This is a genomic window from Synechococcus sp. MW101C3, from assembly GCF_002252635.1.
Lineage (GTDB): Bacteria > Cyanobacteriota > Cyanobacteriia > PCC-6307 > Cyanobiaceae > MW101C3.
The window spans coordinates 193,729-219,734 of sequence record NZ_NQKX01000003.1 but is presented as its reverse complement, the minus strand read 5'-3'; the positions used below and the strand labels follow the sequence as shown (position 1 = coordinate 219,734).

At 60.5% G+C, this 26,006-nt stretch carries 28 protein-coding genes; 19 read left to right on the top strand and 9 right to left on the bottom strand.

The window, feature by feature from the left end:
- Positions 1–35 precede the first annotated feature (35 nt).
- Together CJZ80_RS14960 and CJZ80_RS14955 are read left to right on the top strand one after the other, a co-directional pair.
- The gene (locus CJZ80_RS14960; protein WP_144036934.1) at positions 36–938 is read left to right on the top strand and encodes a hypothetical protein; all 903 of its coding nucleotides are present in this window, start codon (positions 36–38) and stop codon (positions 936–938) included.
- 98 nt (positions 939–1,036) lie between these two features.
- Positions 1,037–1,933, top strand: a complete 897-nt coding sequence (locus tag CJZ80_RS14955) for a hypothetical protein (protein ID WP_144036933.1) — start codon at positions 1,037–1,039, stop codon at positions 1,931–1,933.
- Between the two features lie 96 nt (positions 1,934–2,029).
- Here the strand turns inward: CJZ80_RS14955 and CJZ80_RS05085 are convergent, their stop codons facing one another.
- The 3 genes from CJZ80_RS05085 to CJZ80_RS05075 all read right to left on the bottom strand — a co-directional run bounded on the left by CJZ80_RS05085 (position 2,030) and on the right by CJZ80_RS05075 (position 3,475).
- Positions 2,030–2,296, bottom strand: a complete 267-nt coding sequence (locus tag CJZ80_RS05085; RefSeq protein WP_094510977.1) for a hypothetical protein — start codon at positions 2,294–2,296, stop codon at positions 2,030–2,032.
- A 107-nt stretch (positions 2,297–2,403) separates the two neighbouring features.
- Positions 2,404–3,147, bottom strand: a complete 744-nt coding sequence (locus CJZ80_RS05080; protein ID WP_094510976.1) for a YoaK family protein — start codon at positions 3,145–3,147, stop codon at positions 2,404–2,406.
- Positions 3,148–3,199: 52 nt separating this feature from the next.
- Positions 3,200–3,475 carry a hypothetical protein gene (locus tag CJZ80_RS05075; protein WP_144036932.1) on the bottom strand — a complete coding sequence of 92 codons (276 nt, stop codon included), beginning with the start codon at positions 3,473–3,475 and terminating at the stop codon, positions 3,200–3,202.
- Between the two features lie 199 nt (positions 3,476–3,674).
- Here CJZ80_RS05075 and CJZ80_RS05070 point away from each other — a divergent pair, with 199 nt between their 5' ends.
- The 3 genes from CJZ80_RS05070 to CJZ80_RS05065 all read left to right on the top strand — a co-directional run bounded on the left by CJZ80_RS05070 (position 3,675) and on the right by CJZ80_RS05065 (position 6,571).
- Complete coding sequence (locus tag CJZ80_RS05070; RefSeq protein WP_233132822.1) at positions 3,675–4,535, top strand: dienelactone hydrolase family protein; 861 nt, start codon at positions 3,675–3,677, stop codon at positions 4,533–4,535.
- A gap of 483 nt (positions 4,536–5,018) precedes the next feature.
- Positions 5,019–5,612 (top strand): hypothetical protein, encoded by a 594-nt coding sequence (locus tag CJZ80_RS14950; protein ID WP_144036931.1) that lies wholly within the window; start codon positions 5,019–5,021, stop codon positions 5,610–5,612.
- Positions 5,613–5,650: 38 nt separating this feature from the next.
- Positions 5,651–6,571: a DUF1350 family protein gene (locus CJZ80_RS05065; protein WP_094510974.1), complete on the top strand. Its 921-nt coding sequence runs from the start codon at positions 5,651–5,653 to the stop codon at positions 6,569–6,571.
- Positions 6,572–6,890: 319 nt separating this feature from the next.
- On the opposite strand, the gene CJZ80_RS05060 is transcribed toward CJZ80_RS05065, so the two are convergent.
- Positions 6,891–7,070 carry a hypothetical protein gene (locus CJZ80_RS05060; RefSeq protein WP_094510973.1) on the bottom strand — a complete coding sequence of 60 codons (180 nt, stop codon included), beginning with the start codon at positions 7,068–7,070 and terminating at the stop codon, positions 6,891–6,893.
- Between the two features lie 119 nt (positions 7,071–7,189).
- On the opposite strand from CJZ80_RS05060, the gene CJZ80_RS05055 reads away from it, so the two are divergent.
- The 5 genes from CJZ80_RS05055 (at position 7,190) to CJZ80_RS05035 (ending at position 12,423) form a co-directional block, all read left to right on the top strand.
- Positions 7,190–7,381, top strand: a complete 192-nt coding sequence (locus CJZ80_RS05055; protein WP_094510972.1) for a hypothetical protein — start codon at positions 7,190–7,192, stop codon at positions 7,379–7,381.
- Between the two features lie 275 nt (positions 7,382–7,656).
- Entirely contained in the window at positions 7,657–8,952 is a 1,296-nt protein-coding gene (locus tag CJZ80_RS05050) for an efflux RND transporter periplasmic adaptor subunit (protein WP_233132821.1), read from the top strand.
- Complete coding sequence (locus tag CJZ80_RS05045; RefSeq protein WP_094510971.1) at positions 8,952–10,229, top strand: ABC transporter permease; 1,278 nt, start codon at positions 8,952–8,954, stop codon at positions 10,227–10,229. Before CJZ80_RS05050 ends, CJZ80_RS05045 begins: the two co-directional genes overlap by 1 nt.
- A gap of 3 nt (positions 10,230–10,232) precedes the next feature.
- Positions 10,233–10,919 (top strand): ABC transporter ATP-binding protein, encoded by a 687-nt coding sequence (locus CJZ80_RS05040; protein ID WP_094510970.1) that lies wholly within the window; start codon positions 10,233–10,235, stop codon positions 10,917–10,919.
- 442 nt (positions 10,920–11,361) lie between these two features.
- On the top strand, positions 11,362–12,423 hold the full coding sequence (locus tag CJZ80_RS05035) for a helix-turn-helix domain-containing protein (RefSeq protein ID WP_094510969.1): 1,062 nt from the start codon (positions 11,362–11,364) through the stop codon (positions 12,421–12,423).
- A gap of 93 nt (positions 12,424–12,516) precedes the next feature.
- On the opposite strand, the gene CJZ80_RS05030 is transcribed toward CJZ80_RS05035, so the two are convergent.
- Positions 12,517–13,020 carry a type IV pilin-like G/H family protein gene (locus tag CJZ80_RS05030; protein ID WP_233132820.1) on the bottom strand — a complete coding sequence of 168 codons (504 nt, stop codon included), beginning with the start codon at positions 13,018–13,020 and terminating at the stop codon, positions 12,517–12,519.
- A gap of 205 nt (positions 13,021–13,225) precedes the next feature.
- Here CJZ80_RS05030 and CJZ80_RS05025 point away from each other — a divergent pair, with 205 nt between their 5' ends.
- The 4 genes from CJZ80_RS05025 to CJZ80_RS15625 all read left to right on the top strand — a co-directional run bounded on the left by CJZ80_RS05025 (position 13,226) and on the right by CJZ80_RS15625 (position 18,593).
- Positions 13,226–14,272, top strand: a complete 1,047-nt coding sequence (locus CJZ80_RS05025; RefSeq protein ID WP_094511077.1) for a formylglycine-generating enzyme family protein — start codon at positions 13,226–13,228, stop codon at positions 14,270–14,272.
- On the top strand, positions 14,265–16,865 hold the full coding sequence (locus tag CJZ80_RS05020; protein WP_233132819.1) for an arylsulfatase: 2,601 nt from the start codon (positions 14,265–14,267) through the stop codon (positions 16,863–16,865). Before CJZ80_RS05025 ends, CJZ80_RS05020 begins: the two co-directional genes overlap by 8 nt.
- Positions 16,866–17,013: 148 nt before the next feature.
- Complete coding sequence (locus CJZ80_RS05015; protein ID WP_144036930.1) at positions 17,014–18,456, top strand: mechanosensitive ion channel domain-containing protein; 1,443 nt, start codon at positions 17,014–17,016, stop codon at positions 18,454–18,456.
- Positions 18,453–18,593 carry a hypothetical protein gene (locus tag CJZ80_RS15625; RefSeq protein WP_233132818.1) on the top strand — a complete coding sequence of 47 codons (141 nt, stop codon included), beginning with the start codon at positions 18,453–18,455 and terminating at the stop codon, positions 18,591–18,593. Before CJZ80_RS05015 ends, CJZ80_RS15625 begins: the two co-directional genes overlap by 4 nt.
- Positions 18,594–18,600: 7 nt before the next feature.
- Here the strand turns inward: CJZ80_RS15625 and CJZ80_RS15910 are convergent, their stop codons facing one another.
- The 3 genes from CJZ80_RS15910 to CJZ80_RS05000 are packed head-to-tail and all read right to left on the bottom strand — an operon-like array spanning position 18,601 to position 19,364.
- Entirely contained in the window at positions 18,601–19,047 is a 447-nt protein-coding gene (locus CJZ80_RS15910) for a CsbD family protein (RefSeq protein WP_369802991.1), read from the bottom strand.
- Positions 19,004–19,168: a DUF1328 domain-containing protein gene (locus CJZ80_RS05005; RefSeq protein ID WP_094510965.1), complete on the bottom strand. Its 165-nt coding sequence runs from the start codon at positions 19,166–19,168 to the stop codon at positions 19,004–19,006. Before CJZ80_RS05005 ends, CJZ80_RS15910 begins: the two co-directional genes overlap by 44 nt.
- Before the next feature lie 10 nt (positions 19,169–19,178).
- Positions 19,179–19,364: a CsbD family protein gene (locus CJZ80_RS05000; protein WP_094510964.1), complete on the bottom strand. Its 186-nt coding sequence runs from the start codon at positions 19,362–19,364 to the stop codon at positions 19,179–19,181.
- Between the two features lie 742 nt (positions 19,365–20,106).
- Here CJZ80_RS05000 and CJZ80_RS04995 point away from each other — a divergent pair.
- Positions 20,107–20,442 carry a hypothetical protein gene (locus CJZ80_RS04995; protein ID WP_144036929.1) on the top strand — a complete coding sequence of 112 codons (336 nt, stop codon included), beginning with the start codon at positions 20,107–20,109 and terminating at the stop codon, positions 20,440–20,442.
- A 34-nt stretch (positions 20,443–20,476) separates the two neighbouring features.
- On the opposite strand, the gene CJZ80_RS04990 is transcribed toward CJZ80_RS04995, so the two are convergent.
- Positions 20,477–21,208: a response regulator transcription factor gene (locus tag CJZ80_RS04990; protein WP_094510962.1), complete on the bottom strand. Its 732-nt coding sequence runs from the start codon at positions 21,206–21,208 to the stop codon at positions 20,477–20,479.
- A 655-nt stretch (positions 21,209–21,863) separates the two neighbouring features.
- Here CJZ80_RS04990 and CJZ80_RS04980 point away from each other — a divergent pair.
- The 4 genes from CJZ80_RS04980 to CJZ80_RS04965 all read left to right on the top strand — a co-directional run bounded on the left by CJZ80_RS04980 (position 21,864) and on the right by CJZ80_RS04965 (position 25,898).
- Positions 21,864–22,355 (top strand): N-acetyltransferase, encoded by a 492-nt coding sequence (locus CJZ80_RS04980; RefSeq protein WP_158217433.1) that lies wholly within the window; start codon positions 21,864–21,866, stop codon positions 22,353–22,355.
- 60 nt (positions 22,356–22,415) lie between these two features.
- Positions 22,416–22,769 (top strand): cupin domain-containing protein, encoded by a 354-nt coding sequence (locus CJZ80_RS04975; protein ID WP_094511075.1) that lies wholly within the window; start codon positions 22,416–22,418, stop codon positions 22,767–22,769.
- Between the two features lie 151 nt (positions 22,770–22,920).
- Positions 22,921–24,399: a DUF1254 domain-containing protein gene (locus tag CJZ80_RS04970; protein WP_094510960.1), complete on the top strand. Its 1,479-nt coding sequence runs from the start codon at positions 22,921–22,923 to the stop codon at positions 24,397–24,399.
- A gap of 89 nt (positions 24,400–24,488) precedes the next feature.
- Positions 24,489–25,898: a DUF1254 domain-containing protein gene (locus CJZ80_RS04965; RefSeq protein ID WP_198948237.1), complete on the top strand. Its 1,410-nt coding sequence runs from the start codon at positions 24,489–24,491 to the stop codon at positions 25,896–25,898.
- Positions 25,899–26,006: the final 108 nt, after the last annotated feature.

Genomic DNA, 26,006 nt, shown 5'->3' with positions numbered 1-26,006 from the left:
CTCAGGGGCAACGTTAGAAGTACCAAGAAAACATCATGACTCAGTTCATTTATGCCAAGATTGACACAGCCAATCGAAGTGCTGCTCGCTACCTGACAGGTAACGGCGAGATTGGGTCACCATGTATTCCCATTTACTTTGATGGCTCTGCGGACAATGAAGAGGAGTTCTTGTCAGGGGGTGGAGCTAGGAAACAAGGCCAGTTGTTTTTTGAATGCGGCAGGAATCCAGCAAACAAGTTTATCGTAGTTATATACGGCGGAGAAGTAGTTGTGTTGGAACCTGCTGGGCCGATCCGGTTTGTTAAGTCAGAAGTTCAACCTGGATACGATGGCTTCGTTAAGCTTCTGCCAGTTCGAGAGGTAATTCGTGAGCCCGTCAAAGACGTTCCTGCAATTCTTGCAGGTATCAACGCAAATAGATACTATTCATCTGGCACTTTCCGCGAGATCTCAGATAATGGCAATAAAACTGCATTGCAATGCATTCTCGACAAGTCGAAGGTTCAGTTGCCGCTCCAATGTACAGTCATCCATGCATTAGAATGCTTGAGCAGTGTTGAACTCGAAACCCTAGTTGCCAAACTATTCGAAGAACTAGGATGCTTCGTCCCGGCTTACAGAGGAGGGATGATTAAAGATGTCGATATCTTTGTCCACAATAACAGTAGCGTCGATTTATCGTTGTGCGGGATTACGCTACTCCCCAAGAGTAGATGTGCGCTTCAGGTAAAGCTAAAGCTACGAGCAAACAGAAAGAAGGCTCCCAGTGGCGTTGATTATCTGATAACAGGGAGTGAAGTGAGTGATCCTTCAATCCTGGGGGCCTCATGGTTGTCCGCGGCCATCAAGTGTTCGCCCGTAACACGCGATTGGCTTTTTACGTCTTTGTCGTGGCTGCCTGATGCGTACTTATATTCACTACAGGCGGCCTTCTAACATTGCCATTCACCTGAGCCGCCTCCCAAGGCTACCCTCCATAGCATTGTCTCGTTGCGGCCAGGTGATGGCAAGCGTTCAACGCACTTTCTGAGTCTATGAACGACTACTGGATTATCTTCAAGTTCGGGAACCCCGGACTATTTGGCCTGCCCGACGGCGATACGACAGTAATGAAGTCAACAAATAGCGCTGAAAGCCATAGTGATGCGATTGACATGCGAAGTGGTCATATAATCGCTTACGGAGCATTCTCAAGATATCGCGAGCCAATCGATGCGCTTACGGTGACGTGTGAGCTGGGAACTGGAGTTCTGTCTGTGAACGACAACTTCTTTCGTGTTTCAATTCCGGCAAGCGATAAGAAAAGCGCTCTTCGGCAGGCGGTAACATTGATAGATGAGATATCAAGATTTCTCTGCGTAGAGTATGGATGTCTTTTCCCGTACCAAATCTTACAAGTTGATTGTCCAGACGGAGAAGTCGATTCACAGTTGACCCCAAGTAGCCTGCCACTTCTTCGAGTAACTTTCTATGATCTCGATAAGCTAAAGACATCAATTCTGCAAGCCGCAAATCGCTCAGGATTGGACGACGAAAAGCTTTCAAAGGCTTTGCTTTATCATGAGCACGCAGTGCTGCTTTACTCTTTGCAGTCTCAGCTCCCGTACGGGTCCCCTCACCAGTCCTACGTGATTACCTCTGCATATATGCACATATGGAAATCTATTACTGTACTTCTTGGCGATCCAGCAAACGCCAACGACCGCAGAGACTATCAAAGCCGCTCTAAGAAGTATGGCCTAAAAGGGGGGTATTGGGAGGAAAAGGTAAAGCCAATTCTAAATATTAGAAACTCAGACGATGTGGCTCACTATACACTTAATGACGAAGCACATGAAAGAGTTAAGAGTTCTATAGGATCTGCGATAGAAGTAAGCAAGGAAGTTATACATGCTTACTCGGCCTTTCTTAGGAGGTCTATGGATGACTAGCTTAGTCAGGGGTCGTATAACATCCAGATACAGAAGACGGGAGCAAAAGCTTCCTTGTCATACTGGTGCAACCCAGCCCGCTTCTGATCTGGAGCGTTAGCCCCGGTGATACCGCACCTTCTGCCCCTCCCGCTCACTCTCAAACCGCTGCAGCCGGTGGGTCAGTGCCCGTAGCCGTTTCATGTCGCGCGAGTTCACCGGATCGAACAGATCCCCCCGCGCGGCTTCGAAGAACACCAGCACGTCTTTAGGGCTGCAGGCGCCGCTCTTCCAGCCATGGAATTCCCGGTGCAGGTCGGGCACCAGCACCAGGATGTTCTCCGGCACCCCGGCCAGCGTCAGCGTCTTGCTTCGGGCGGCCACAGGCCAGTGCTGGAAAGGGGTTTCATGCTGGCCAGTGGCTTCCGGGCTTGCCTGGTGGCTTAGGAAACTGTCTTGTTTCGTTGGCCCGGCACCCGGGGGTGGTGTCATTAGGCGGTGCGGCGCAGGTCGTCGATCACCGGGATCAAGGCCAGCGCTACCACCACCAGAGCCAGAGGAACCGTGGCGGCGAAGCCGATGGCACGAAAGCCGGCCGCGCCCACCACGCCCCCGCTGAAGAAGCCGGAGAAGAGCAGCAGCAGCAGCTGCAGGCGTTCACGGTCTACCACCACAGGCGGCTGAACTGCGTGTGTGGGCCGATTCACCAGCAGCAGCTTGCCCACTTCGATGCCGATATCCGTCACCAGCCCGGTGACATGGGTGGTGCGGATCTCAGCATGCGAAATCTTGGTGATCACCGCATTCTGCAGGCCCATGATGAAGCAGAGCAACACCACAGTGAGTGGCACGAACAGCTCATGCATCTCATTGAGGCGAGCGCCAATCGTGCCGAACAGCAGCAGCAACAGCGCCTCCAGCAGCAGCGGCAGTGCATAGGCGCTGCTCAGATTGTGCTGCCGCGCCGCATTCACCAGGATGGCCGTTGTTGCGGCACCGATGAGGAACGCAGCCAGGGCGACGCCGCCTGTGCTCAACACAAACCAGTCGCCACCAATGGCCGCCTCCGCCATCGACGACACGATCCCTGTCATGTGGGACGTGTATTGCTGCACGGCAAGAAACCCACCGGCATTGGTGGCGCCGGCCACGAACGCCAGGCCGATGCCGAGGTGGGTATTGCTGCGCCTTGTGCGAACCGTGGCCGTGAGCCCGCGCACATAGTTAACTGGCATGCCTCACATCTGCGTGTGGCCTCGGCTCCCTGGCCGAACGGAATGGCCTGGGTCAGTTGACCGCTTTGTTCACCATCTTGTTGTCGTTGGCAACGAGTTCCTTGGTGTTGCGGTCCACGGTCTTACCGGCGGCCTTGGCTTTCGCCTCGCTTTGCTTCCCCTTCTGGCCCCCTTCTCCAGTGATGGAGCCGATCGTGTCCTGGGCCTTGTCGTCGCCCTGCTGAGAGACGGTCTCCACCTGGCTCGTTGCTGCGCCACGCTCACCTGAGTCCGGTGAGGATGACGACGCCAGGGCCATAGCGGGTGACTGGAACAGCAGGGTTGTCATCAGAATCACAGCCGAAATCAATGAGGCGATAAATCTTTTCATGTCTGTTCTCGCATGTGTTTTGTGCGTTGGCACCACCCACCTCTAGCCACGATCACAGCGGCGCACCACCTGCAACGTTGCGCCTGGGTTTATTCGTTGCAGCCGTAATCAGCAGAGCGCAGCAGAATGAACCCATCCGTGCCACACCCACAACGCCATGCCCTCGATGCCTTCGGATTCAGCCGGCCCGCAGGGCCTGCGCCGCCGTGATCTGCTGCTGGGCACTCTGGCGGCTGGCTTCGCGGCAGCGGTGCGGCCGATCGCGGCGTCCACGATCACCACGGCTGCAGAGGGCCTTACCGCCGGCTTCGTGTCGATTCCGGTGCAGGGCCGCTCCATCCCGGCCTACCGGGCCCGGCCGGCCGCAGGCACGAATCTGCCGGTGGTGCTGGTGGTGCAGGAGATCTTCGGGGTGCATGCCTATCTCCAGGACGTGTGCCGCCGCCTGGCGCGTCTGGGCTATCTGGCCATTGCCCCCAGCCTGTTCGAGCGCCAGGGGGATGTCACCAAGCTGCCCGATATCGCCGCGATCCTGCCGGTGGTGGCCACCGTGCCGGATGCCCAGGTGATGGCCGACCTCGATGCCAGCGTGGCCTGGGCAGCCAGCAGCGGCGGCGGCAACATCAGCAAGCTCGGCATCACCGGCTTCTGCTGGGGGGGGCGCATCACCTGGCTCTACGCCGCCCACAACCCGAAGCTCGCCGCCGGCGTGGCCTGGTATGGCCGCCTGGAGGGAACCCGCACTCCGGAGCAGCCCTTCTATCCCCTGGATGTGGCGGCCAAGCTCAAGGCGCCGGTGCTGGGTCTGTACGGCGGCAAGGATGACGGCATCCCGCTGGAATCTGTGGAGCGCATGCAAGCCGCCCTCAAGGCTGCCGGCAGCCGCAGCGAAATCATCGTGTTTCCCGACGCTCCCCATGGCTTCCATGCCGATTTCCGCCCCACTTACCGAGCGGCAGACGCAGCGGATGGCTGGAAGCGGCTGCTGAGCTGGTTCAAGGCCAACGGCGTGGCCTGATGGACGGCGGAGAGGGTGCTGCTGGGTTGGTTCGTCAGTGGAAGAGGAAGGCACTGGGATCGATGCCGCTCATCTGAGCTACCACCCAAGCCTGACCCCAATGACTGCTCCAGCTCTCCTGAACACTCACAAGGTTGGACAGGCAGCTCTTTAGCTTGCGCCAATGCTAAATGCCCTGCCCTGGCGTTTCCGTGGCAGGGACACGGCTCCTCATACGCTTGTCATTGCAGGTGAGTTGATTGCTCAGTTGGTGCGGCACTGCCCTGCGCTGCTCATCAAGCTGGATGTTGATTGTGATTACGGCGTATGGAGAGATCCCGACTTTCCAGGTAGACGGATGAAGGGAGGCCAATGTGTCGCGCAATACACAACTGCTTTTTCCTGGCATCGCCGACACATCAACATCACGATGAGTGACGGAGTATTGACCCAAAGCGAAGATCGTCATTAACTAAATTTTGATATATACTTCAAGATTTCAAAATGACTGTTCTATCAACTTTTGAGATTCTTCTTAAGCCTCAATTGCCAAAGGACTTGACAGAAAAAATTCCAGCGTTGGGGAAAGTCACCCGAGTCATTCTTCAGGGATATTTTCTTACAGTATCCAACTTGAGCGACAAAGGAGTCGGACTCTCGGTTACATTTGTGACGATCACGCCAGGGCTTGATCCAAGCAAGATTCTGGCTAGATTTGATGTTATCGGTCAAAACGGTCCTGCATCGTTGACACAAGATCCCCCACCTGCGAATCAGCCCAGCCCTAAAAAAGGGGATGTAGTAAGAACAAAGTTTAGCATTTTCCTAAACCCACATGACACGGGGCTGCTGATTGTTCAGCCAGATGCTTCCAAGCCTAATGTTCTAAAGGCTGTTGATTTTGAGCTCAGAGGCTATGTGGAGCTCTCGCTGAGCGCCTCAAACATGCAGCAGGCGTCTGATGTCCTGGTGACTGCTGAGCACCGAGGAACTTTCTTTGATGGCTCTAACCTAGACAACACAGCAGCTCTCGGCGAATTATCCTATGCACTTCCTTTGGCAAATGGTGGCTCACTGATAAGCCTCACGCGTAGCTAATCGATCAATAGTGATGCCAAAATGCATAGCCATTACCCATGAAGTTTCACCCTCTCCATTTTGGCTGGGCCGCTCTTCCGGCTCACCCCCATGCGATCGTGATTTTCTTGGGCGGGGCATTCTTCGGCTCCTTCCCTACTGTGTTTTACCGCGCCTATCTTCGGGATATCTACGAAGCTGGCTACGGAATTGTTGCTCTTCCATTCCGGTTTTCCCTTCGCCATTGGGATATTTCCCTGTCCCTCGCCAGTTACCAGTCTGAGCTTAGAGCGGAAGTGGCAGCTCTACTTATGGCAGATGGCCTGCAGAATGAACCAGTCTGTTCGGTTGACTACCTCTGGATTGCCCATAGTCTTGGCTGTAAGTATGTGGCACTGCTTGAGCTTCTTAGTGACAGCGAAGAGATCTCCAAGTCGGACAATATCATTTCGGCATTGAAGCTGGAAGTTCCAGAGCAGGCTGACGAACTCTTGAATAAGCTAAGCCAGCTCGATGCCCATATTATTTCTCTACGCGATCAGCAGCAGATCCTGGTTGATCCTGTTATTGCTGATCTAGAGGCAGCAATCCCTTTGCCTTTCCTGAGGAGTATCTTCGATTCTGTATTGAAGGTCCATCCATCTCAAGCAATGACTATAGAGCTTATCAAATCATCGGCTTTGTTTTCCATTACGTCCGTTCTTTCTTTGGCCAGTCGCACTGCAGAGTTAACCTTGAATCAACTTGCCAAGATTAGCAAGATCCAGAGTGATAGAATGAGGCCTCCAATCCAATTAATTCCGATAAAGCTCAGTAGATCTGCGCCATTGTTCGGTCGTCATTTATCTATCTTGGGATACAAGAGAACAGATCAGGGAATTCGAGATGAAACTCTCTCTATTCTTGAAAAGTCTCGAGTAGCTTCAGCTTCCCGCGCATGTTCTGAATCAAGAGACTGTGGAGCTCTCACGGGAGGTTGAGGGGGCGGATAGTGCCATGGCCACAGCAGATCTCATGAAATGATCTCCAGCTGTTGCTGGTCGCGGTCATTGAGCAAGGCATCGCTCGCATTCCACAGAAATCGTCCATGCCCAAAACCGGGCTCGCCTCCACCGTGCGTTCCTCGACAAGCATCTAGGTTAAAGAGCCGGGCGTACCTGTGGCAAGGCAGCGAAATCTGTTCTTGACCATGATTCTGCCTTGTCTAGAGCCATTTGTAAGTGCCAGTCGTGCCGAGGCGTTTGTAAAGGCAGGATCAAGAGTTCACTTGCGAACGTTCGCTGCCGATGCCTGAACGTCTCACTCTCCGAACTTCCTGTCGAGCCATTGCGTTGCAACAAACACGCCGATGAACATTGGCAGGTAGGCGATCCACATATTGGGCAGATCCAGCTCCGCGTTGTTGATCACAACAAGCCCGGCATAGCTGATGAGGCCATAGATCAAAGCCCTGCGTACAGGCCCGACAAGCTCTTTCACGTGTGCTGCAACAGCTGACCCATCCTATGGCAGCTGTGGTTGCCACGCTGGCAGCGCCAACCAGGTGCGGCAACGCTCACCAGCCTCGGTAAGTTGATGCTGGCGGCGAACCTCGATCCATGCTCCGCGATCTGTTGCTGGCGATCGGCATCCCAACGGCTCTGCTGCTTCTGTTCACCGTGCTTCTGCAACGCGGCACGCCGCTGCCCACCTGGCTGCAACGGCTAACCGACCGCTCTGATTGGATCTGGACTGTGGGCGTGGGTCTGTTGATCACGCTCTCGTTCCTGCGCTGGCTGCTGCAACGCTGAGGGACGCGGAGTTTTCACTCGTTCATGCACCGCTAGCGCATCACCCACCAGCAGCGCAGCTCACACCCGGTCACACATACGCCCGCTGGGGTCATCCCACAGTGATCGGGGTGAACGATGGTTGAGGAGAACCCGCCAGGATCCCCGCGACACCCCTCGGACTGCTGCAGACCGTCATTCGCCGCAGCGACGCACGGCACCCGCCCGCCCCTGCTGAGCCTGAGCCTTCCCGGCCCCAGGCTTCGCACGTACCGCCGCGGCGGACCCTGATCGTCGTGGGAACGGGAATCGCCCTCTGTGTGGCCGCGGTCGGTTGGCTGCTGATGCAGCAGCGTCAGACGCAGGCCAGGCAAGTCGCACTGGCACAGCAGACAGCGCCCGTGGAGCGCAGTGATCTGGTGTTGAAGGTCACGGCCGCTGGCTCGATCCGACCCACCACACCGGTGAACATCAGCCCGAAGCAGCCGGGTCGGGTCACCTTCCTGGCCGTGGATCAGGGCGATCGGGTGAGCGCTGGTCAGATCCTGGCGCGTATGGACAACAGCAACCTTCGCGGCACCTGGCTGCGGGCGAAGGGAGTGGTGGCGGCTGCAGAGGCGAACCTGAACAGGCTGCAAGCCGGCAACAGACCTCAGGAGATTGAGGCGGCCAGACGCAATCTGCAGGCGGCGCTGGCCGATCAGATCGCGATCAGCTCCAGCTATCGCAGCAACCAGCAGCTGTATGGCTCCGGCGCGATTGCGACCGTGACCTTCGACGCCAGCCGCTCAGCGTTTCTTGCCGGTGAGGCACGGGTGGGGGCATTGCGGGCGCAGCTGAACCTGGTGCAGGCCGGCGCCCGCCGTGAAGACATCGCAGCCGCCCAAGCACAGCTGCTGCAGGCACAGGGAGATCTTGTTTCGGTGCAGGCGCAGTTGGAGGACACCGTGATCCGTGCGCCCTTCACCGGGGTGATCACCCAGAAGTACGCAGATGTGGGGGCGTTTGTGACGCCCACCACCTCTGCCAGTGCCACCAGCTCGGCCACCTCTTCATCGATCCTGGCGCTGGCCAGTGAGCTGGAGGCGGTGGCCAATGTGGCGGAGATGGATGTGGGGGAGATCCAGCCAGGCCAGCAGGTGGAGCTGCAGGTGGATGCGTTTCCCGGTGAGCTGTTTCGCGGCACGGTCAGGTTGGTGGCGCCAGAAGCGGTTGTGGAGGCCAACGTCACCAGCTTTCAGGTGCGGATTGCCCTGAGCCCGGAAGCCGCCAGCAAGCTGCGCTCAGGAATGAACCTCACCGCCAATGTGCTGGTGGGCAATCGAGCCAACGCCCTGTTGATCCCTACCCCGTCGATCGTGAGCGAGAGCGGTGGCTCTGGGGTGATGGTGTTGGGGGGCGACAAGCAGCCTGTGTTCCGTCCGGTGACGGTGGGAGCCACGTTGGGCGCCAGAACGGAGGTGCTCAAGGGCCTCAAGGAAGGCGATCGGGTATATGTGTCGGCCCCGGGCCAACGCCAGCCCAACAGCCGCCCGGTGTCGAGCGTGTCGCCACTGCAGCAGCCGCGTGGCCCGGGAAGGTTGCCGCGCTGATGGCATCCACTGGTCGGCAACGGCGGCCCAGCCGGCAGCGCGGCGATCTGGGCGAGAGCCTCGCCATGGCCTGGTCTTCGCTGCTGGCCAATCGGATGCGCTCCGCCCTCACGATGCTGGGAGTGATCATCGGCATCGGTGCCGTGATCAGCATGGTGACGATCGGCCGTGGCGCCCAGCAGCAAACAGAAGCCCAGTTGAAATCACTGGGCTCGAACCTGATCTTTGTACAGAGCGGTGTGGCCACGGGCCGAGGGCCGGTTTCCCCTGGGGCAGGCTCCGCCACCACGTTGATCTGGGACGATGCCAGGGCGATCGCTGAATCGTGCGGGGCTGTTGTCGCTGTTGCCCCCAACCTTTCCCAACGCAGCCAGGTGGTGCTGGCTGAGCGCAACACAAACACCACCATCCTGGGCAGTACGCCTGATTATGTCGTCGTCCGTGATTTTCTGCCACTCACCGGTCGCTTCTTCAACACGGCTGAACTTGATCAATCGGCCAGGGTGGCTGTGCTTGGCCAGACTGTGGTGGACAGCCTTGGCCTGACGGCCGCCTCTGCCCCCAACAGCATGATCCGCATCCGTGGGGAAACATTCACGGTGATCGGAACGCTGGAATTCAAGGGCAGCACCGGTTTCCGCGATCAGGATGATCAGGTGCTGATCCCTCTCACCACGATGGCCTCGCGCATCGTGGGGGTCAATACCACGGCTGGAGTGTCCGTTGACAGCATTGCCGTATCGGCGCGATCGGCGGAAAGCATGGCTGATGCTGAGTATCAGATCACCAACCTGCTGCGTCTTCGGCACCGGATCGTGCCGCCTCTGGTGGACGACTTCTCCATCCGTAACCAGGCAGACCTGGTGAATGCCTCGAACGCCGTGGCCAATGTGTTCACCGGATTGCTGGGTGGATCAGCAGCCATCTCCCTGCTGGTGGGTGGCATCGGCATCATGAACATCATGCTGGTGTCCGTCACCGAACGCACCAGGGAGATCGGCATTCGTCGCGCCATCGGGGCGCGCTGCAGCGACATCCTGCGTCAATTCCTGATCGAGTCGACCGTGTTGTCGTTGGTGGGCGGAGTGCTGGGTGTTCTGCTGGGTGTGGTGGCCTCACTAGCCATCAATGCGGCGTTTGGCTGGAGCAGCGGCATTGCCCTGGATGCGGTGGGATGGTCGCTGGCCTTCTGCCTGGTGATTGGTGTGTTCTTCGGGGCCTATCCCGCCAACAAGGCGGCCCAGCTGGATCCGATCACAGCCCTGCGGAGCGATTGAGCCATGCTGCAACTTCGCAGTATTTCCAAGGCCTATCAACTGGGTGAGCAGGAGCTGACGATCCTTCATGACATCAACCTCACAGTGCTCCGCGGTGAATACACAGCGATTGTGGGCACCTCCGGTTCAGGCAAATCGACACTGATGAACATCCTCGGTTGCCTGGAGCAACCGAGCACGGGGGAGTACTACTTCGACGCCCGTGCGATCAGCAAGCTCAGCGACAACGACCGCACAGATCTACGTAACCTGCAGATCGGCTTCGTGTTCCAGCAATTCAATCTTCTTCCTCGCCTCAGCGCCCTGCAGAATGTGATGCTGCCGATGGTCTATGCAGGGTATTCACCCCTGGAGCGACGTGAGCGTGCGGAAACACTGCTGGAGCGCGTGGGGCTGGCTGATCGCCTGGCCAACCGGCCCAATCAACTCTCCGGCGGCCAGCAGCAGCGAGTGGCGATCGCCCGCGCGCTTGTGAACCAGCCGCAGGTGCTTCTGGCCGATGAACCAACCGGCGCACTCGATTCACGCACGGGCGGGGAGGTGATCGAATTGATCTCAGGGCTGCATGCCGGCGGCCTCACGATCGTGCTGGTGACGCACGACGCCTCCGTGGCCCAGAACAGTGAACGCATCATCCAGATTCAGGATGGCCGCATCACTGCAGACCAGGCAACACGCAACGCTGCGTAGTGAGTGGCCAGTGGCCACCAAGCGCACAACCACGTACTGATCTCAGCCAGGGTGACAGCACATCGGTGGAGACGACCTTCATGGACGACAGAACAACGAACTTCAGCACGCCGTTCGGCGTTGAGGCCAACGCCCTGCATTTCTTTGGTCCGCACCGATGCCGCCACGCTGGATTCTGGAAGTCTTCAGTTCCGCCAGCTCGCCTTGAACGTGAGCTTTGCGGCCATTTGGTGCCAGCCGCTGGCTCGGTCCCCACCACCTGCACCGCTCGCCTCGTTTCACTGTGCAGTTGGCAGCCCCGGCACTTCGTGCGGGAGGGTCATGGGCAAGCGGGGCGCTGACCTTCACGCCAGCTGCCGCCTGCCATCTGCCTCAACGCTTGGCCAGAGGCATCACCTGTTGCTCCTTGTACGATCCCTGCTGGTTGCTCCTGACGTGCGCTGTGCAAAGCGGGCACTCCGGCATTCACACACCTCTGACGGTGCTGGAGTCGCAGGCTGTGGCCCTCGACGACCCGGCCGCCCTGCTGGAACGTGTGGCGCAGACCATGCCACTTCTGGGCTTCCTGGAAGGTCCACAGTGTTCAGGCTTCTACCACCGCAGTGGAGTGATGCAGCTGGGAGAGGCAACGGTCTCCTGCAGCCGCCACGCACCGATTGAAATCGGCTTCGGCGACTGTGCCTTCTCCACCCTGATCCTGCCGTTGTCTGGCAATGCTCAGGTGCGCACGGATGGGCAGCGGCTCTCGCTCCAGGGTGGGTCGATGGCGGCTTACCTGCCTGGAGCCGCCTTCACCGCCAGCACCGACACCTTCGAGGAGGTGATGATCTGCCTGGACCGCCGGCGACTGGCTGAGACCGCCTCTGCCCTGGTGGGACAGCTTGGCAACACCAGCAGCTTTGTGCCTCAGTTCCAGAACACGCTGCTGGTGGATGGCAGCGGCATCTCCCCGCAGGCGGATCTCCTCAACCACCTGCACCTGGCCTTGCGCCTGGTGGAGGCCCCATTGCTTCAGTCGGTGGGTGGCATCAAGGCGGCGCAGCTGGAAGATCTGGTGTACCGATTGGTTGCCGCCATCCTGTGCCCAGCCGCCGCCCAAGGGACTGAGCAATCTCTCCCCCACGCCAGCGGAGATCAGATCTTTGCAGAACTGCTGGAGTGGATCGAAGCCCATCTGCACACCGCGATCACGCCCACCGAACTCAGCCGCCGTAGTTGCTATTCCGTGCGCAATCTCCAGTATCTGTTTCAAGACAGATTTTGCTGCAGCCCCATGCAATGGGTGAAGCAGCGGCGGTTGCATGCCGTGCACCGCGAGCTGCTCCACAACCAGTCGGCAGACACGGTGGCCACCATTGCCCGCCGCTATGGCTTCATTCACCTCTCCTCCTTTGCAGCCAGCTTCAAACGCACCTTTGGTGTGTCGCCGTCGTCCGTTCTGCGCCATTCCCGTAGCGCCGCCTATCCTCCTGTTGACGCAGGCATGATGATCCCTAAGCCGTAAGTCTTACGAGGCTGGCCCTTGCGGTGTTGATTGCCTCCTCACCGCATGTCTGCTCACCGAATGTCCGCTCACCGCAGGCCAGCACGTTTGGCGTTACTCGTTGACCACCGAAGCCTGCACTTCCATGGAGCCGTCGCCGCATTGCACAAGCCTGCCGCTGGGATTCGGCATTAAGGTGCCCAGCACGAGCTGTGGATCCGCCGGACGGATCTGGCCTGGTTGAAGGTTTCTGCAGATGATCGTGGTGATCATGGGATTCTGATTGGGTGTGAGAAAAGCTGCTCCCACATAGGCATTGAGCTGTCCCACTGTTGAACCCTGGGCGGGTATCACATAGCTATAGGCGGCTTCCGTGGTGGTGCGCACGGCATAGTCGAAGCTGGCGGGAAGCGTGATGCCGAAATCCTGCTGGATAGAGGAAACGGTGGCCCGGAAGGCTCCGTTCTTCTGGAAGTAAGTGCGCTGCCCTTCCGTCATCCTGGCGGCCGCATTGAGTGCGGCGTTCTGGTCGGGATTGGGCTGTGCCTGCGCCTCTGCTGCTTGTGGGGCTGCTATGCAGCCCATGGCCACGCACGTGATCATCAACTGGCGATTCATGGTCATGATTGGCATGGCCTTCCTTGTATCAGAGCAAAGGCAGTGAGCCACACAGCCTGAGGGATGACTGCGTTTCTGCGGCAGGATTGCCGTTTGGCGTCCATGCTCAGATCGGTGCGGCGCCTCAGGGTGGAATCCATGTGAACAATGTGATCATTCACACCCTGATTTGATCCCTCGCTACGGAACAATGCTCCCTGAGCGCATGGCCACTGAAGCGAACCTCTCGTTGTCCTATCTCCGTGCCGATGCCTCGTTTTCGGAGGGTTTGCTGGTCGTGGTTGTGCTGGTGCTCAGCCTGGCCCTGCTCCTGTTGCGGGCTTTGCCCGCCCAGGCCGCCATCAGCTGCCCGGCCGGGATGCAGCCCATCGCCGGCGGCCGCTTCCTGATCGGGGCCGCCGGGCTCCTGCCAGAGGAATCCGAGGCCGCGGTGCAGGTCCGCCCCTTCTGCCTGGGCCGCACTGAAGTGAGCAACCACGACTTCGCCGCCTTTGTGGCCGCCACCGGCTACCGCACGCAGGCCGAAGGTCCGCTGCCCGCGGAGCAGTTCCCGGCTCTATCTGCAGCGGAGCGCGCCCCTGGTTCGGTGGTGTTCAAGCCGCCTTCCATGCACGCCCAGCTTCAGGAATGGAGTGGCTGGGAGTGGGTTCCGGGCGCCGACTGGCGCCATCCCCAGGGCCCCGGCAGTTCCATCGACACCCTTGGCGATCACCCCGTCGTGCAGGTGTCGGTGGCAGATGCGGAGGCTTATGCCGCCTGGGCTGGTGCGGCGCTTCCATCGGAAGCTCAGTGGGAGTTCGCTGCTCGCGGCGGCCTCAAGGATCGTGTCTTCAGCTGGGGGAACACCTGGCGTCCTGGCCAGGCCAACACCTGGCAGGGGGAGTTTCCCCTCTCCAATTCCGGCGAGGATGGCTATCTGGGTACTGCTCCGGTGGCCAGCTTCCCCGCGAATGGCTACGGCCTGTACGACATGATCGGCAACGTCTGGGAATGGACCAGCGACTGGTACCAACCAGACCATGCCGCCGTCGACGGCGGCCTCGACCCCCGTGTGGTCGATGAAGCCGCCAGCCTCGATCCGCGCGAGCCTGGTGTGGCCAAGCATGTGATCAAGGGCGGCTCGTTCCTCTGCGCCCCCAACTTCTGCAGCCGTTTCCGCCCGGCGGCCAGGGAGGCCGAAAGCCCTGACACCGGCACCTCCCATATCGGCTTCCGTCTTGTTTCCCCGCCGCTTCCCGTCTCCCATGGATAAGGGCCTGTTCGCTGTGCTGCTGCAGATGTCCCGTCGGCTGGGCCGCTTCCTCAGAGCGGATGGCCTGGCCGGTGCGGCGCGCCGGCTGTTTCTGGTGGCAGCGGCTCTGTTGCTGGCCGGCTGGCAACTGGGTGGCATGCCCGCCCTGGCCCAGCGCATCTCCGGCACGCCGGGAGCCCCCAATGCCACCACCACCATCTCCGGCACGCAATTGCCGGCCCCAGCGCCACCCTTCGGCGGCGTGATCAAAGACGGCGCCCAGCAATCGAAGCCCTGGTGGGCGCCGCGGATCACGCCGCCCCAGAGCGCCCCGAACGTGCTGCTGATCCTCACGGACGACGCTGGATTCGGGGTGCCCAGCACCTTCGGCGGGGTGATTCCCACGCCGGCGATGGATCGCATCGCCAAGGCGGGCCTGCGGTACAACCGCATGTTCTCCACGGCCCTGTGCTCTCCCACCCGCGCGGCGCTGATCACCGGCCGCAACCACCACTCGGCAGGGTTTGGGGTGATCTCGGAGCAGTCCACCGGCTTCCCCGGCTACAACAGCCTCATTGAGCGCGACAAGGCCACGATCGGTCGCCTGCTCAAGGACAACGGCTATTCCACCGCCTGGTTCGGCAAGGACCACAACGTGCCCGCCTTCCAGGCCAGCCAGAGCGGGCCGTTTGATCAATGGCCCACGGGAATGGGCTTCGAATACTTCTACGGCTTCGTGGGTGGGGACGCCAACCAGTGGCAGCCCAACCTGTTCCGCAATACCACCCAGATCTATCCCTTTGAGGGCGCGGAGCCCGGCAGCTGGAACCTGGTGACAGAGATGGCCGATGACGCCATCGACTACATGGCGCGGATGCACCAGATCAATCCCAGCAAGCCGCTGTTCATCAAGTACGCCCCCGGGGCCACCCATGCGCCCCACCACCCCACCAAGGAGTGGGTGGACAGAATTCACGCCATGCATCTCTTTGATGATGGCTACGAGAAACTGAGGGAGCGCATCTTCGCCAACCAGAAGAAACTCGGCGTGATCCCCAAGGACGCCAAGCTCGATCCCTGGCCCGCCGATGTGATCACCCCCTGGGACCAGCTGAGCCCAGACGCCCAGAAGCTGTTCATCCGCCAGGTGGAGGTGTTCGCCGCCTACGCCGCCTATAGCGACTACGAAATCGGCCGGGTGATCCAGCAGTTCGACGATCTCGGCAAGCTCGACAACACGCTGATCATCTACATCAACGGCGATAACGGCACCAGTGCAGAAGGCGGGCCGCTCGGTACCCCCAACGAGGTGGCCTTCTTCAACGGCCTCAACAAGCTGCCCGTCGATGTGCAGATGAAGTTCTACGACGTGTGGGGCACCGATCTCACCTACAACCACATGTCAGCAGGCTGGAGCTGGGCGTTTGACACCCCGTTCAGCTGGTTCAAGCAGAACGCTTCCCGTCTCGGTGGGGTGAACCAGAACATGGTGGTGTCGTGGCCGGCGCGCATCAAGGACAAAGGGGCCCTGCGCGAGCAGTTCGTGCATGTGATCGACGTGGTGCCCACGATCCTTGAGGCGGCTGGGTTGAACGCGCCCGAGGTGGTGGATGGCATCCCCCAGAAGCCGATCGAGGGTACGAGCTTCGTTTACACCTTCGACGCGAAGAATGCCAAGGCGCCCTCCAGGCACGAGCGGCAATACTTCGAGATGTTCGGCCAGTGGGCGCTTTATGACAAGGGCTGGCTGCTGAGCACCAAGGTGAACCGCGCTCCCTGGGACGCCTTCGGCCCGGCCAACCCGGATCCGCTCAACAACCAGACGCTGGAGCTCTACAACCTCAACAACGATTTCAGCCAGACCACCGACCTGGCGGCCCAGAACCCCGGCAAGGTGAAGGAGATGAAGGAGGCCTTCATCAGCGAGGCTCGCAAGTATCAGGTGTTCCCGCTCGATGCTTCGGTGGCGGGGCGCATCGTGGCGCCACGGCCGAACATCACCGCTGGGCGCAACCAGTTCGTGTACACCCATCCAATGGTGGGGCTGCCCCAGGGGGATTCGCCTGTGCTGCTCAACACCTCCTACACCGTCACCGCCGACATCGAGGTGCCGGCCGGCGGTGCCGAGGGCATGCTGCTCACCTCCGGCGGCCGCTTCGGCGGCTACGGCTTCTACCTCAAGAACGGCAAGCCGGTGTGGGTGTGGAACATGGTGGATCTGGAGCGGCTGAAGTGGGAGGGCACTGATCCGCTCTCCCCCGGCAAGCACAAGGTTGAGTTCGATTTTGTCTACGACGGCAAGGGGGCCGGCACGCTGGCCTTCAACGACTTCAGCGGCGTCGGCCGCCCGGGTACAGGCACCCTCAAGGTGGACGGCAAGGTGGTGGCCACCAGAACCATGCCCAAAACCCTGCCGATGATCCTGCAGTGGGATGAAAGCTTTGACGTGGGCTCCGATACCCTCACCGGCGTCAACGACGCCGACTACCAGCCGCCGTTCCGCTTCACCGGCACCCTCGACAAGCTCACCATCAAGCTGGATCGGCCCAAGCTGTCGCCGCAGGAGATCAAAAGCCTGGAGGCGGCGATGCGCGCCAAGGCCGTGAGTGAGTGAGCGTCACCGCCGATCTCACGGGCGAGAGCACGAGCCATGGCATGGCTCTCGCAGCACGGAAAGGCTCTCGCCTCACAGAAACGCTCTCGTGTGAGCCGCAGCCATCCGCTTGGCCTGGCTGAATGGTCAGGTCGGCGGGAAACAAGCGGTGACGTTCGAACGCCTGGAGAAGCTGTTCACATCGCCGTTGCTGCCGCTGGGGCGCCAGAGCTTCTCCCTGCTCTGGATTCTGCAGGTGCTGCTGTTGCTGCTGGCCGTGAGCCTGGCGGCGCGGGAGCTGAAGCGGCTGCTGGCCGGTCGCGTGCTGCTCTGGTTTTCCCTGCCGGAGGGCCGTCGCGAGGCGGTGGCCACGCTGGTTTCTCTGGGGCTGGCCGCCCTGGGGTATGTGGTGGTGGCCCAGGGGATGGGGCTCGACATCGGCGCCCTTGCTGTGGTGTTCGGCGCTCTGGGGGTGGGGATCGGCTTCGGCCTGCAGGAGCTCACCCGCAATCTCACCAGTGGCCTCACCCTGCTGATGGAGGGGAAGCTGAAGGTGGGCGACCAGATTGAATTCGGCGACACCACCGGCTTCATCCGCGAGATCTCGATCCGCTCCACCGTGATCCGCACCTTCCAGGGCGCCGAGATCGTGGTGCCCAATTCGTCCATCACCAACGCGCCGGTGAAGAACCTCAGTTATCAGAGCCCCGACGGGCGAGTGGATGTGGCGGTCACGGTGGCCCATGGCAGCGACCCGCTGGCCGTGACCGAGGTGCTGCTGGATGCCGCCCTCGCCGAGCCCACGGTGTTGACCGATCCGCCGCCGAAGGTGCTGCTGCACGGCCTCCAGGGCCAGGGGATGGCGTTCGAGCTCTGGGCCTGGACCTCGGCGATCCAAGCCGGCCTCAGCCTGCGCAGTTCACTCAACTACGCGATCGAGCAGGGGCTGCGCGAACGGCACATCGAACTGGCCGGAGCCCGACAGCAGGTCCAGCTGCTGTCCTCCAGGCGCGCGGTGGAAGAGGACGGAGCAGGCCCGGACTGGAGCCCCTTGCGGGCGTCACTGCCCGACCATCCCTGCTTCAGCAGCATGGATGATCGACGCCTGCGGGAACTCGTGGGCAGCGGCGCCCGCCGCTCGCTGCCCGCCGGCACGGTGCTGGTCCACCAGGGTGACGAGGGCCGCTCCTTCCACCTGGTGCTGAGTGGCGCGGTGGATGCGATCCATGAAACGGACCGGGTGAGCCGCAAGCTGTTCACCTTCACCGCAGGTGAGTTCTTCGGTGAACTGCCGCTGCTGCTCCAGGTGCCCTATCCCACGTCGATGGTGACGTCCCAGGAGACGATGCTGTTCGTGGTTCCCAGCGGCAGCTTTCGCGCCCTGCTGGCCTCCAGGCCCGACTTCGCCGACACAGTCGCCCAGGAGGTGGCCCGTCGCAGCGACGTGCTGCGCAGCTATCAAGACTGCCTGCGCCAGCGCGGACTGCTCGACGACGCTGATGTTCACCAACCCCTGCAGTGGTTCCGTGAGCGCCTGCGCCGCGTGCTCGCCGTTCGCAGCCCGATCGCCACGGCTGAGACGCAGACAGTGGCCACCCGCGCAAGCCCTTGACGGGTCTGGCCACAGACCCGAAAGGCGCAGCGATGATCGCCTTGCCCACCGGGCACGTGACCAACAGCCTCCGGTATCAGCAGGTCGGCCTGGCCCTCAAAGGCGTGATGCGGCGTGATGCCAGGCCGACGCGCTGATCCTGGGTCAGCCCCTTGCGGCCTTGTCCTTGATGTCTTCGACAGTATTGCGAACCTTGGCTTCGGCCTGTTTCGCCTTGCCGGCCAGACGATCACCCTTGTTGCCAGTGACGTTGCCGATGGATTCCTGGGTCTTGCCCTCGAATTCCTTGGCACCCGCTTTGATGCGGCCGGTGGTGGCGGCCAGCGGCAAGGTGGAGGTGCTGCTGACGAAGACATCTGAGGCATGGGCGGGAGCGCTCATGGCAGGCGTGGCGATCAACACCAAAAGGCTGAAGGCCAGCCCAAGGCAGGCGGCAACCAGCTGGCGCAGTGAACGAGCTTGGTGATTCATGGTGACGATGACGATGGGAAAAGGAGGTGATGCGATCAGGTGGATGTGATCTGAACAGCGTTGTTCTCGCGGGTATTCACAGCACGTTGCGCCGGCCGGTGAAGAAGGAGAGCAGGGCAAGCACGAGGAAGACAAGGAACAGGATCTGGGCGATGCCTGCAGCTGATCCGGCGATACCACCGAAGCCGAGAACGGCGGCGATGATTGCAATGACTAGGAAAGTGATGGCATAGTTCAGCATGATGCGACCTTCAGGGTGTGTTTACCAGTTGGGCAAGTTCTTCCTGGGTCTTGCCAAGCTTCTTCTGGAGATGACCAAGCAACTCCTCTTCTTGGCCCTCGGCGTAATCCACGTCGTCATCGGTGAGTTCGGCAAACTTCTGCCGGAGCTTTCCTTTGAGCTCGTGCCATTCACCTTTGAACTGGAGCTTGTTCATGAGCAGGTCCGCGAGGGCTGGGGTTGGAGGAGCGATGCAAGCGACCATGGAGCGGGCGGATTGCTGCCGGAGCAATTCGTTTGGCTTGTCATGTCAATGCATCTCTCCCTTCACTATGGGAAACATGCAGGTTGTTGGCTGCTGTAGATGTGCGTCATATCCACGGCGCCATCAACATCCAACGATGAAAGCTGGCTCGGCTGTATAGATTTGTCCTTGAAAGTTCTGCTGTGTATCCTTAGCTCAACGGGCTTGCTTCGTCGCCGTGGATTCCATTGAAGATTAAGCGAGGCGTCTGTAGCGCATCGCTCGCGGCTTTTTACTGCACCGATGTCCGTGAATCTGTCCAGACCCATGGGACTGCAAGGGATCTGGACGAGTGCATGGGAATGGGCAAGCCCAGGTGATTCTGCCTTTGGCAGGTGGATCCTCCGGTCATGCGATGGCCAAGGCGCTCTCCACTCATCCAGTCAGTTCTGACCTGCGTGATGGGGGCATTCGTCTCGCGCGTTGCCCAGTGCGCTGTCCAGCGCCAGGAGCCAGGTCTTTTAACTCCCGCTAGGATGATGGAAAAGACGCCGTTCAGACGGACCCGGCGTTTGAGGCAGTCTCTGAAGTAGTCGGATTCTGATCAGATTGATTCGATGGGTTTGTTGAATCACCTGCACACCGCTATGTCGGCAGTAGTGATCACCTCAAGTGTTGCTTAGTGCATCACACGCGGAAATACCAGCAACGTTCCATGACTTCCATCACTCCTCATTCCAGCCAAGAAGCAACGAATCCAACCCTTACCACAAGCGAGCGACTTCGGATCATGCAACGTCAACCACGCCGCATCTCCATCACCATCAGCTATCAGGTGTTTCAAACACTCCTGAACCGTTCGGAAGAGGAAGGGCGTTCCATGTCCAACCTCTGTGCCTTCCTGCTGGAGGAAGTGCTCCACCAGCAGAAGCCCGCTGCCGCCCCTGCCGAGGCCCCTGTTGTGCAGCCTGGCGTGCTGAACAGAAGCCACATGCGCTTCAGCCCGTACACCCCTGAGGCCGCGCCCACACACAACGGCAGCTTTCTCTGAACCTCGCTCCTTCGGCAGTGGAGCGCCCTGAGCCTCAGGCCATCGCTTGGCGCTGTTGATGGGGAAGATCCAGGCAGTAGCCCACGCCATAGATCGTCTTCAGAAACTGGGGTCGGCCGGGATCCGGCTCGATCTTGGTTCTGAGGTGGCGGATATGGGTGCGGATGCACTCGATGTCATCGCCAGGGGAGTAGCCCCACACCTCCTTGAGCATCACCCCCCATGACACAGCCTGGCCGTGGCGCTGCAACAGGCAATGCAGCAGCTCAAACTCCTTGCGGGTAAGGCAAACAACCTGATCGAACCAGAGCGCCTCCAGCTGTTCAGGACAGAGCCTGAGCGGCCCGTAGGACAGGATCTCCGGGGTGGCCAAGGCCAGCGGCGTTTCCAGCTGGTGGCGCAGCAGGGATCGGATGCGCACGAACACCTCCTCCACCTCGAAGGGCTTGAGGACGTAGTCGTCGGCGCCGCAGTTGAAGGCCTTGAGCCTGTCTTCCTTGCTGGCCAGCGCCGTGAGCACCATCACCGGCACCCGCGCGGTGCGCCGATCGCGCCGCAGGCGCTGCAGCACCGAGAGGCCATCCAGCTTGGGCAGCAGCAGGTCGAGCACGATCAGATGGGGCTGGTGCTGCAAGGCCATGGCCTGGCCGTGATGTCCATCATCGGCGTGAAGAACGCGCCAGCCCACCTGCTCCAGTAACGGGGCCAGCACCTCAAGAACGTGAGGCTCGTGGTCGATGATTTGGATCAGGGGCTGAACACGCAACAGGGAACATCAGCAAGACTTGTCATATGGTGCTGAATTTCAGCATCATGTGAACGGAATGTCCTGATAAAGAAATACTGAAACTTCTGATTTGCTTATGTATGCAGCATGGACGATTAAGACGGTAAATGCCTGCGGGGATCATCCGTGCCATCCGGTTGGTCAGTCGACGAAGGCGAAGGCGTAGGAAGTCGGTGGGCATGAGTGAACACCCTGGCCAGCGCCGAGGTGAAGGCGTTCCTCACCCACATTGGGTGCTGGAGGGGCTGTGCTGGCCCGATGCCGCATCCCCACGCGCTGGGGAGGAAGGAGCCCAACGCTCCGGTGGAGTGGGGCCAGGACATTCGCCGATCCAGGAATTGCTGGGGAATAAGGATGTGCAGACAACCATGATCTACACGCATGTGCTGAACCGCGGGCCCCTGGGCGTCAGCAGTCCTGCCGACCTTCTGTAACGCGTCGAACTGTCTTAGACGGGTCCGCCGAAAACCTTGGCCCCTGGCAGGATGAGCCTGGGATCTTTGGCCTGCCCTGGGTTTGTGTTGCTCTGGCTTCAATCCCTACCTCGCTTAGGCTTCACTGGGTAGGCGCAGCGCGTTTTCACCGGGTACGCCCAATCAGCGTTAGGCGGCAAGACCACAACGGAGGCAATCAAGTGATCATCGGCCCCATTCAAGCGCATGAGAGAGAGGTATTGCTTGGACTAGCCGTGAGCACCGGACTATTCACTGCCGAGGATGCGGAAGCCCTTTTGGGTGGAGTTCTGGATTCCCTTGCTGCTGGGGAGCTGCCCGAGGGGCATACTGCTGTGGCTTGTCGCGAGTTTCAAGACGGCCCAGTCATTGGGTGGTCGTACTATTCTCCAGACGCCTATTCCGAGCGGGTGTGGAACGTGTGGTGGATTGGCGTAAGACCCGGTCATCATGGCGGCGGTGTCGGCCAAGCCATTCTTTCTAACATCGAGCGAGATGCGGCAGCATTGGGTGCGCGCGTGATTGTTATTGAGACTAGTGACCAGGAAGCGTTGGCGCGAGCTCGAAACTTTTACCTGAAGCGCGGGTATGAAGTGCGAGGACGTATCCCCGATTTCTATGCTGAAGGGGACTCGAAGGTGATTTTTTCACGATCTCTCGCCGGTGCAGCTTAACAACGGCTGGCCCGCCGTTCTTGCTAAAATCCACCCAACAAACACCATTCCATCGTGTCCATAACGAGCCCGAAGCGCTTGTTTAAGGTCACAGACTTTCTACAACCAGCGGACGGTGAGCCCATTCGCTCAGTCATCACCGAGTCGGCTGACGCAACGGTCGTTGCTTGGCATATCAAGCCTGGCCAGCATATCTCGGCTCATGTGCATCCTGATGGCCAAGATACATGGACCATCCTTTCAGGTTGCGGCGAGTACAGCCTTGGGTCTAAGGGGGAGTCGATTGCCATCGCTCAGGGAGATGTGCTTGTAGCCCATCGCCGAGAAGTCCACGGTGTTCTTAACACCGGGCAAGAACCACTTGTCTTTGTTTCCGTCGTCTCTCCTTCAGCATCGGGCTTCGAGCCGGTGTAGTTCATCAAGAGCGAGATACCTAGCACCAAGATCCAGCCGCCGAAACCAGAGACGCCTTGTCAGCGCATTTGGCTCCTGCCCGCCACTGATCTTGAGCGTTGGCTGGGCCGTAGCTGAACGAGCAGTTAAAGTTGATCACTGACTCAACTCCGTGAAGCTCAACCTCTTTCGGAAGTCGCTGATCGCCTCCCTGGCCAGTATCAGCTTCTTCAGTGGCGTGCAAGCCAAGCAGCCTGCAGCAGCTGATGTCCGACAGACAAGGTTTGGGGCTCTTCAACTGGAGAATGGCTACCCCAGCAAGGCCACCGCTGCCAGGCTCTACGACGAGCTCGACTTCCAGCGCGCCACCCAGGCCTATCTCTGGGCCCTGCCGGCCGTCGGTTTCAAGGCGCTCTACGACGCCCAGGCCAAAACCTTCGGCGCCCGCAACGGCGATGTGGTGCTCTACCAGACCCTGAAGGACAAGGCGGGGATGCTCACCCCCAACATCACCACCCTCTACGCCTTCAGCTTCTGGGACCTTGCCAAGCAGGGACCATTGGTGATCGAGGTGCCCGCCGGGCTCACCGCCGGCGGGGTGCTGGACATCTGGCAACAGCCGATCACCGACATGGGCCAGACGGGACCCGACAAGGGTGCCGGTGGCAAGTTTCTGATCCTTCCCCCCGGCAGTCCCGAGCCGGTGGCCCCGGGCTACCTCATCGTCCGCTCCCCAAGCAATCAGATCTGGTTCGCCACCCGAGGCCTTGATCCCGACAAGGCCGTGGCCGAAGCCACCGTGCGCCGCCACCGGCTCTACGGCTGGAGCCAGCGGGATAACCCGCCCACGAACGCCTATGTGCCGGTGGCTGGTCGCCCCTGGCAGTCGGCCCAGCCCGCCGACCTGAACTACTGGCGCCTGCTGAGCGAGCTCTATGCCAACGAGCCGGTGGCCCCCGGCGACCGCATGCTGTTCGGGATGCTCGCTCCTCTGGGGATCACCCCTGGCCAGCCCTTCCAACCGGATGCCCGCCAGGCCAAGGTGCTCACGGAGGCCGCCCAGGTGGGCGATCTGATGGCCCGCACCATCGCCTACGACAAGCGAATCCCCGGAGCAACGGTGTACCCCGGCAAGCAATGGGAGTACGCCGTGTTGTTCGACCTTGATCAGGAAACCCCGGACAAACGGCGCGTGCAGATCGACGAGCGCAGTTCCTGGTTCTACGAGGCGATCGGCATGTCAGCAGGCATGCAGGGGCGGATCGTGGGCTTTGGCCAGGTATACCTGGAGGCCTCCAAAGACAAGGGAGGACGTTGGCTTGATGGCGGCCGCACCTACCGGATGCGCGTGCCGGCTGGCGCGCCGGTGAAGCAGTTCTGGTCGATCACCCTGTACGACAACCTCAGCCGTGGCCCGCTGATCACCGACCAGGGTGCCGCCGACCTCAGCTCCCGCAAGCCGGATCTTGTCACCAACACCGATGGCTCGTTGGATGTGTCCTTTGGCCCGGTACGGCCGGCCGGCGCCGCCAACTGGATCAAGACCACCCCGGGCAAGGGCTGGTTCGCCTACTTCCGCTTCTACGGCCCCACCGAGGCCTACTTCAGCAAGGCCTGGCAGCTGAACGACATCGAAGCGCTCAAGCCCTGAGGCAACCCTTCGCCTGACACCCGCCCTCCGTACCCACAGCGTTCCCCACCAACACGATGGTCCCGACCCCCAGCCGACCAGCGGTCGCCTTGATCGCCGCCCTCATCGCCGCTCTGCCGCTGACTCCCCTGGGTTCCCTGGCCGCGACACCGGCTTCGGCACAAGTTTCCAGCTCAGCGAGCCAGGCCCCAGCCCCCAGCCCCGCAGAAGCCCGCGCCATCGCCAAAGAGGCCTGGCTCTACGCCTATGCCCCCCTGCAGGGCTACCAGACCCTCTGGAACCAGACCCAGAACAAGGCGTTCCCGGGCTACGTGGGTGGCTTCGACCGCTTCCGGCACTACAGCCGCTCCGCCACCCCGGCCGACAAGGACATCGTCACCCCCAACAACGACACGCCCTACTCCTGGGCCTGGCTGGATCTGCGGACCGAGCCGATCGTGCTGTCGCTGCCCGCAGTGCCGGCACCCCGCTACTACGTCAACCAGTGGTTCGATCTCTACACCCACAACTTCGCCTACACCGGCGTGCGTTCCAACGGCCGCGGGGCCGGCACCTATCTGTTCGCCGGTCCCCACTGGAAGGGCACGGTGCCGAAGGGCATCACCAAGGTGTTCCGCGCCGAAACCGACTTCGTCGGCACCCTCACCCGCACCCAGTTGAACGGGCCCGATGACATCCCAGCACTGAAGGCGATCCAGGCCCAATACGTGCTCACGCCCCTGTCGCGCTTCACAGGCCAACCGGCGCCACCGCCCGCCCCAGCGGTGGCCTGGCCCGCCTGGAACGCCTCCAAGGCCGAGGGGATCGGCTTCATCACCTACCTCAACGCCCTGTTGCCGTTCATGCCCGCCGTGCCATCGGAGCGGGAGATGCGGGCCCGGTTCGCCCGCATCGGCATCGGCCCCGGCCTGCCCTTTGATCCGGCCCGGCTGGATCCGAAGCTCCGCACCGCCCTGGAGGAAGGGGTGGCCGAGGCCAGCCAGGAGCTCAAGGCCAAGGCCCAACAACAGACCAGCTCCCAGGGATTCTTCGGCAGCAGACAGCAACTGGGGTCTGATTACCTCACGTTCCGCTCGATGGGAGCGATGCTGGGGATTTATGGCAACAGCAGTGAAGAGGCCTTCTATGCCACCCAGCAGACCGGGCCCGACGGCCAAGTGCTTGATGGGCGCAAGCGATGGGTGCTGCGATTCGAACCGGGCCAGCTGCCACCGGTGACGGAGTTCTGGTCGGTGACGATGTACACGTTGCCGGAACGCCTGCTTGTGGAGAATCCTATTCAACGCTATTCGATCGGTGATCGCACATCAGGCCTGAAGCTGGGAACTGATGGATCCCTGGAGATCTATATCCAGAGCGAGAATCCAGGAACGGACAAAGTCTCGAATTGGCTGCCTGCGCCAGCTGGTCCCTTTTTCTTCGTGGCGCGTTTGTATGGTCCTAAGGATCCAGTCTTGAAGGGAACATGGACGCTGCCACGCTTGACAGAAGTCAAGTGAAGCAAAGTCCAGGAGCCATTGCCTCAACTCTCTGCCACTCTGGGAAGGCAAGCCAACAATCAACTTCAGCAGAAGGGGGCACGAATGAGTTGCACCCAAGAGCGGCTG

Excerpts from the sequence above, each read along its gene's own strand:
- CJZ80_RS14960 (WP_144036934.1), top strand. The coding sequence starts at position 36 with ATGACTCAGTTCATTTATGCCAAGATTGACACAGCCAATCGAAGTGCT.
- CJZ80_RS14955 (WP_144036933.1), top strand. The coding sequence starts at position 1,037 with ATGAACGACTACTGGATTATCTTCAAGTTCGGGAACCCCGGACTATTT.
- CJZ80_RS05080 (WP_094510976.1), bottom strand. The coding sequence starts at position 3,147 with ATGCCAGTTAACTATGTGCGCGGGCTCACGGCCACGGTTCGCACAAGG.
- CJZ80_RS05075 (WP_144036932.1), bottom strand. The coding sequence starts at position 3,475 with ATGACAACCCTGCTGTTCCAGTCACCCGCTATGGCCCTGGCGTCGTCA.
- CJZ80_RS05070 (WP_233132822.1), top strand. The coding sequence starts at position 3,675 with ATGCCCTCGATGCCTTCGGATTCAGCCGGCCCGCAGGGCCTGCGCCGC.
- CJZ80_RS14950 (WP_144036931.1), top strand. The coding sequence starts at position 5,019 with ATGACTGTTCTATCAACTTTTGAGATTCTTCTTAAGCCTCAATTGCCA.
- CJZ80_RS05065 (WP_094510974.1), top strand. The coding sequence starts at position 5,651 with ATGAAGTTTCACCCTCTCCATTTTGGCTGGGCCGCTCTTCCGGCTCAC.
- CJZ80_RS05055 (WP_094510972.1), top strand. The coding sequence starts at position 7,190 with ATGCTCCGCGATCTGTTGCTGGCGATCGGCATCCCAACGGCTCTGCTG.
- CJZ80_RS05045 (WP_094510971.1), top strand. The coding sequence starts at position 8,952 with ATGGCATCCACTGGTCGGCAACGGCGGCCCAGCCGGCAGCGCGGCGAT.
- CJZ80_RS05040 (WP_094510970.1), top strand. The coding sequence starts at position 10,233 with ATGCTGCAACTTCGCAGTATTTCCAAGGCCTATCAACTGGGTGAGCAG.
- CJZ80_RS05030 (WP_233132820.1), bottom strand. The coding sequence starts at position 13,020 with ATGAATCGCCAGTTGATGATCACGTGCGTGGCCATGGGCTGCATAGCA.
- CJZ80_RS05025 (WP_094511077.1), top strand. The coding sequence starts at position 13,226 with ATGGCCACTGAAGCGAACCTCTCGTTGTCCTATCTCCGTGCCGATGCC.
- CJZ80_RS05020 (WP_233132819.1), top strand. The coding sequence starts at position 14,265 with ATGGATAAGGGCCTGTTCGCTGTGCTGCTGCAGATGTCCCGTCGGCTG.
- CJZ80_RS05005 (WP_094510965.1), bottom strand. The coding sequence starts at position 19,168 with ATGCTGAACTATGCCATCACTTTCCTAGTCATTGCAATCATCGCCGCC.
- CJZ80_RS05000 (WP_094510964.1), bottom strand. The coding sequence starts at position 19,364 with ATGAACAAGCTCCAGTTCAAAGGTGAATGGCACGAGCTCAAAGGAAAG.
- CJZ80_RS04995 (WP_144036929.1), top strand. The coding sequence starts at position 20,107 with ATGACTTCCATCACTCCTCATTCCAGCCAAGAAGCAACGAATCCAACC.